This is a genomic window from Kluyvera sp. 1366 (assembly GCF_054823405.1).
Genome location: NZ_JBTRDW010000023.1, coordinates 1 through 4,347, shown reverse-complemented (window position 1 = coordinate 4,347; position 4,347 = coordinate 1). Strand labels below are relative to the sequence as shown.

6 protein-coding genes are annotated in these 4,347 nt (G+C 65.6%); all 6 read left to right on the top strand.

The features are described 5' to 3' along the window. On the top strand, positions 1-243 hold a 243-nt coding region (locus ACVLVH_RS24085), incomplete at its 5' end, for a lytic transglycosylase domain-containing protein (protein ID WP_498950458.1). 20 nt (positions 244-263) lie between these two features. Beyond that, positions 264-917 carry a prepilin peptidase gene (locus tag ACVLVH_RS24080; protein WP_498950457.1) on the top strand — a complete coding sequence of 218 codons (654 nt, stop codon included), beginning with the start codon at positions 264-266 and terminating at the stop codon, positions 915-917. Next, a complete protein-coding gene (pilV, locus tag ACVLVH_RS24075; protein ID WP_498950456.1) occupies positions 917-2,278 on the top strand; it encodes a shufflon system plasmid conjugative transfer pilus tip adhesin PilV in 1,362 nt (453 codons plus the stop codon). The genes ACVLVH_RS24080 and pilV overlap by 1 nt, the downstream gene beginning before the upstream one ends. Before the next feature lie 86 nt (positions 2,279-2,364). Beyond that, entirely contained in the window at positions 2,365-2,847 is a 483-nt protein-coding gene (locus ACVLVH_RS24070) for a DotD/TraH family lipoprotein (protein ID WP_498950455.1), read from the top strand. After that, on the top strand, positions 2,844-3,668 hold the full coding sequence (locus ACVLVH_RS24065) for a type IV secretory system conjugative DNA transfer family protein (protein WP_498950453.1): 825 nt from the start codon (positions 2,844-2,846) through the stop codon (positions 3,666-3,668). Before ACVLVH_RS24070 ends, ACVLVH_RS24065 begins: the two co-directional genes overlap by 4 nt. Beyond that, positions 3,668-4,347: ATPase, T2SS/T4P/T4SS family (locus ACVLVH_RS24060; RefSeq protein ID WP_498950451.1), on the top strand; the 680-nt coding region annotated here is incomplete at its 3' end. The genes ACVLVH_RS24065 and ACVLVH_RS24060, both read left to right, overlap by 1 nt.

Sequence of the window (4,347 nt, the reverse complement as noted above, 5' to 3'; positions counted from 1 at the left end):
ATCAACTCCACGCACGTGCCGCAGCTGCGCACTATGGGCGTGCTGCAGAGCGAGCAGGACCTGCTGACAAAACCCTGCCTGAACGTGATGGTCGGCGCCTGGATACTCGCACGGCACCTGCAGGTCTGCGGCGTCACGTGGGAGTGCCTTGGCAGCTATAACGCCGGCTTCGCCGACGACAATACCGCCCGCCGGATGCTTTATGCCCGCAAGGTTTACGCCGACTACATGGCCCGACGCTGACCTTTCACACGGAATATTTCATGACTTTATTTACCGATGGTCCGGCGGCCGGCGCATGGCTTGCCTGCTGCGCGGGGCTCTTTGCGCTGCAGGCGCATCAGGCCAGCCGATTTCTGCGCACGCATGATGGTCCGCCTCTGACCTGGCCGCTTCTGACGCCGGTTGCCCTGATTTACCTGCTCACCGTCGGCTGGCTGCTGGCGCTTCCACCTGCGGTGCCGGTGAGCGCCGTCATGCGTAGCTTACTCCTGCTGGTGCTTGCGGTACCGCTGACGCTCACCGACCTTCGCTGTCAGTGGCTGCCGCTGCGCTACACGATGACGTTCTGGCTGGGCGGTCTGGCCTCTGCGGCGCTGCCGGATGCGGTGCTGCCGCTCAGCGAGGCGCTGCCCGCCAGTATCGCCGCGTTCGCGCTGTCCGGCGCCGTTCGCTGGCTGGCCAGCTTTCGCCAGCGCGAGGAGCGCATGGGGCTCGGTGACGTTTATCTGATGGCCGGCCTGTGCGCCTGGCTGCCGTGGCGCAGCGCGTGCTACGCCGCCGCCGGCGGGCTGCTGCTGTGCTGCCTGTGCGCGGCGCTGACGCGCCAGACTTCAAAACCCTTTGCGCCCGCGCTGTTTGGTTACCTGTGCGGCGTGTGCCTTTTCTTTCCCCAACAACTGGCGGGAGTGCTCTGATGAAATTTCTGAAACGGAAGCCGCGCGCGGTACACCGCGGCAACATGCTGCTTCAGCTCGGCATCGTGATGGCCATCGTGCTTATCATCACGCCCGGCGCCATGGACCGCTACGCCGGCATGCAGCAGGAAAAGGTCTGGACCGGAACGGCCTCGCATCTGAGCTTCGTGGCGCAGGCGGGCAAGCGCTACGTGCGCGACAACCGCAACACGCTGCTGACGCAGGTTGCCGGCGGCCCTGTCGTGATCACCGGCGCCACGCTGCGCACGCAGGGCTACCTCCCGGAGGGCTTTTCACTGACCAACGACAGCGGACAGACTTACCAGCTCGCGGTGGCGAGAGACCCGGGTCAGGCGGGCCAGCTGGTCGCCTTCGTGCTGACCACCGGCGGCAGCGAAATTCCCTATAAGGGCCTGCGTCAGATAGCGACGGACACCGACGGCATGGGCGGCTACGTCTGGCCGGCAAACAACGCGGTGGGCGCCGACGGCGGCTGGCAGGCAAAGCTCGGTGACTACGGGCTGACCGGTCAGCAGGGGCGCCTTGCGGCATTCCTGTCCGCCGACGCGCTCGGCACCGACGCGGACGAAAGCGACAGGCTTTACCGCTATCAGGTGACCGGCCGGCCGGACCTGAACCGTATGCACACGGCCATCGATATGAACGGCAACAACATTAACAGCGGCGGGACGGTCAGCGCGGCGACGGGGACCTTCACCGGCCAGGTGTCTGCCGGTACCAATGTGACGGCCGGTACCAATGTGACGGCCGGCGGTAACGTTACGGCCAGCGGCAGCATAACGGCGAACGGTAACGTGACCGGAAACGGCAACGTGGCGGCCGGTAACAACGTGACGGCCAACAACGGCATCACGGCCAACAACGACATCCGCAGCAATAACGGCTGGATCATCACCCGCGCCGGCAAAGGCTGGCTGAATGAAACCTACGGCGGCGGCTTTTATATGTCGGATAACGACTGGGTAAGGTCCGTTAACAACAAGAATATTTACACTGCCGGGCAGATGCGGGCCGGCAGCCTGCGATCGGACGGTGACGTCTCGGCGGGCGGCGTGCTGTCTCAGGATCAGGTTAACTCGGCGGGCGCGGCGTGCGGCCAGCTGGGGGCAATCAGCCACGACGCATCGGGCGCCACGCTTGCCTGCCAGAACGGCGTCTGGCAGAGCGGAAGCAGCTCACCGGTGCGCGTCTGTGCGAACAGCTGCGGCGGCCGCTGGCCCCTGGAAATTGGTCGCGTCAACCATGACGGCGACTGGTCATCCTGGAACACGCTGGGCGTTGCCTGCGGCGGCGGTTACACACAGAACTGGCAGGTGCCGGTCTTTTGCTCGGTTAACTGACCCTTTTCACCCTGCCGGTTCCGCGCAGGGTCGCTCAATTTTTTATTCAACGTATCCGTCCGTCCGGCCGGATGCTGAGGCTTTCCATGAAACGACTCATTCTTACGGCAGCGCTTCCGGCGCTGCTGCTGTGCGGCTGCCAGTTGCCCCCTCATTCTCCTTCGCCGGGCGCAGCCCCGGCAAACATCGTCAACCCGAAGCCGAAAGCGGCGCTTCAGCTGACGCAGCTGTGGATGGAGGGTGGCCTTCGTGACAGCACGACGTTGCCCGTGGCGGTCATCCGCGCCGACAGCGATCGCGTCACCTTCAGCTGGAACGGCGACGCGGTGGAACTGCTGAGCGCGCTGGCCCGCGCCCGCGGACTGACTTTCAGCTATACCGGCGCGCGCCTGCCGCTGCCCGTGGACATTGAGGTGCAGGACGTCACCTATGCAAACGTCCTGCGCATGATTGAGATGCAGACCGCCTGGCGCGCCACGTTCGTGACGTACCCCGGGCAGATGGTGCTGCAGTTTATGCCTTCGCTGCCGGCTGAGCCGGGACGTAACTATAAGGGAGGCCGCCGATGAAAGCCCGACTCTGCATCCTGCTGCTGCCCGCGCTGCTGGCGGGCTGCGCGGGATTTCACTTTACGAAAGCGGCCCCTGCGCCGGGTCCTGACGGCGCGCCGCCGCCGGGGCCGGAGGCCTACCTGTCACCGCAGAAGCGCGACACCGCTGACGTCTCCGACAACCGCCGGCAGATGCTGACCGAGGGCGGGCGCACCACCGGCTTTCGCGGCGGCAAGGCGCAGCGGGCGTGGGAACTGCGCCGCGACCTGGAGGCGCGGGCTAAGCAGCTCGATGCCACCTATGACTTCCGCCCGCTCATCAGCAGCCGCGGCTGGCTGCCGCCGGTTATCACCGAGGCGGTGGACGTGGCGCACGTCACGCCCGACCAGATACGCACCGCGAGCCACGTGTACGAAATCATCCAGCCCGAGCGCTTCGTCAGCAACCCGCCGACGTGGCGCGGCTGGCTGATGGCCGGGCTCAGCACCGTGCCGCCTGCCGAGCCGGCAGGCGGGCTTATCCCGGAAAACGGCGTGCAGCGCGACATCTGGCAGGCGGCGGTCAACGAAGGCTGGGCAGAAGGGCGCCAGAGCGCCGACGAGACGCTGGAGGCCAACGTCAACCGCCTGACGCGCGACTACAACGGCATGCTGCAGTACGTGCTGCTGCGCCGTCAGAACCTTATCACCGCGCCGGTGGTGACCGAGCGCCAGCAGACGGTCACCGGCGACAGCAACAAACTCACCACCGGCGACCGCGAGCGACGTCTTGAGTCCCGCGCCGGCTTCGTCACCGACAAGGCGAAGTGGAAGCCGGTCATCAATACGGAGAAGCGCTGATGGCAGCCTCAGACCTGGAACTTTATGACTTCAGCGGCGGACTCAGCGCCGACACGCTGCGCGGCTTTATGGTGTGGTGCGCGCGCAACAACGTGAGCGACATTCACCTGCAGGGCGACAACCACTTTGTGGTCGGCCGTTACGGCCGCCTGCTCAGGGCAAGCCCGTTTGCGGTGGCGGACGACACCATGGCCAAACTGATGGACGAGGTGTTTTCCCCGGAGCTCCGCCCACAGGTGCGCGGCGGCGTTTCGGTTGACCGGGCGATGCAGCTCGACGGCGACATGAACGGCCGCTGGGGCCTGAACCGTGGGGAGCGCATCCGCTTTCGCGTCAATCTGCTGCAGGGCACGGCGGGGCGTCAGGACAGCACTATTGGCTGGACATTGCGCGTCATTCCTTCCGACATCCCGCCGCTGGAAAGTCTTGGGCTGGAGCCGGAGCTGATGGCGAACCTCCTGCCGGCGAAGGGGGTGGGGCTGTGGGGCGGTATTACCGGTTCAGGCAAAAGCACCTCGCTCGCCTCGACCTATCGCCACTGTCTGGATACGGACCCCGATCGCAAGCTCACTACTAAAGAGGATCCGATTGAGTTCATCCTCGGCCGTCCGGGCGACGTGCTGCCGCCGCTGCAGTCGCAGGTGGGGAAAGATATTCCTGACTTTGCTACGGGCATCCG